This window comes from Acidovorax sp. Q11 (assembly GCF_054950075.1).
Window position 1 is genome coordinate 1 of record NZ_JBUDZG010000073.1, and the last position, 1,519, is coordinate 1,519.

Annotated in this window: 1 protein-coding gene; it reads right to left on the bottom strand. The window is 63.8% G+C overall.

Going from position 1 to position 1,519, the window contains the following annotated elements:
* Positions 1-404 precede the first annotated feature (404 nt).
* Positions 405-1,421: an IS110 family RNA-guided transposase gene (locus ACYZGB_RS22710; protein WP_462391249.1), complete on the bottom strand. Its 1,017-nt coding sequence runs from the start codon at positions 1,419-1,421 to the stop codon at positions 405-407.
* Positions 1,422-1,519 lie beyond the last annotated feature (98 nt).

Below are 1,519 nucleotides of genomic sequence, written 5' to 3' on the forward strand. Positions count from 1 at the left end.
GCATCCCCCGTCCTCGAACTCACCGCGCGCTTGGTTCTCGATGTTTGGTTGCGCCGCAGCGCACCAGTCACCCATCAGGATCAAGGCTTTGGACATAGCGCAGTGATGCGCCTTGCCTGCGGCCCCTGGCGGCATTCACCGCCCCAGAAAACCCTCTGTTCCCCAGCCCGTCCAATCATCGCGAGCCTTGTGGATCGCACAGGTCTTGTGGCTGCCGGTCTGTGATCGATCACGGGCGATCGTTCTGACGATCCGGCTCCAACCCCATCTGGCTCAGGCTGCGGGCGCTGCGAACTCCTTGAACTTTGGGGCGGGATCGACGCGGGCAGGCATTCAGGTCTCATGGTTGTGAACCAACCCCAGTTCGGCCTTGCCCGCGCCGTCCCTTCACTCGTCAATCCTGCTCAACCGAAGGCCCGCGCCGCATCGAACGGCGTGCCCGTCTTCATCACATGAAAGCAGGCCCGCGCCAGCTTGTGCGCCACCGCCTTGATGGCCACGACCTGCAGCGTCTTGGCGCACTTCTTCTGGAACCAGCGCCGGATCGTCTCGTCGTAGCGCACCGCAAAGTGTGCGGCTTCGATGGAGGCCCAGGCCAGGTGCTTGTTGCCGCACTTGGCGTTGCCGCTGCCCTTGTTCTTGCCGTTGGACTCGCGCCGGCTGTCCACGGTGCGGGCGTAGGATGCAAAGTTGCCTGCGCTGGCAAAGCGGCTCATGTCGCCGGACTCCAGCGCGATGGTCAGCGCCAGGGCCTTGCCGATGCCGGGGACGGTGTTGAGCGCTTGGAAGACTTCACGCGGCCTGGCTTGCTGGAGGATGACGCGCTCCAACAAGCGAATCTGTTCGTCCAGACAGTCCATCACGGCGAGGTTGGCCTTGAGGGCCAGGGCTTGCTCGGGCAACAGCGGCATGGCGTCGATGTCGGCGGCTTGCCAGCGCTTGATGTCATTGCCCTTGGCATGCGCGCCCAGGTTGCGGGCGATGAGGTTCTGCATGCTCAGGACCTGGCTGGTGCGCTGGCGCACGAGCTGGCCGCGCTTCCTGAGCAGGTCACGCAAGGCGCGTTCGTGGCGCGGGTAGATATGCCCGGTGGGCAGGATGCCCAGCCGCAGCAGGTGGGCCAGGTGGCGGGCGTCGTCGAAGTCACCCGTGTGCTTGAGCCCGTCGTACTGCTTGACGGCGCAGGTGTTGACGAGGTGGACGGCGAAGCCTGCGTCCTGCAGCCCGTCGACGAGCCAATACCAGTTGTAGGTGGACTCGATGGCGATGCCTTGAATCTCGCCGGGGCAGCTGCGCAGGGCCTGCTCAATCTTGGCCAGGTCGTTGGAGAGTCGCTTGCTGAACACGATGCGATCCGATTCATCCAGCACGCACAGCACGCTGTTGTTGCTGTGCAGGTCAATGGCTGCGTACAGTGTCATGTCGGTCTCCTTCGGGGGCTTGCCCGCTTGATCTGGAAACCAAACGGTAGGCCCGTGAACGGGGATCGACAACTCGGGCTAGATGATTCTTCAGGTCT

What these genes read in the sequence shown, in the direction of transcription:
- ACYZGB_RS22710 (WP_462391249.1), bottom strand. Translation starts at nt 1,421, where the DNA reads ATGACACTGTACGCAGCCATTGACCTGCACAGCAACAACAGCGTGCTG.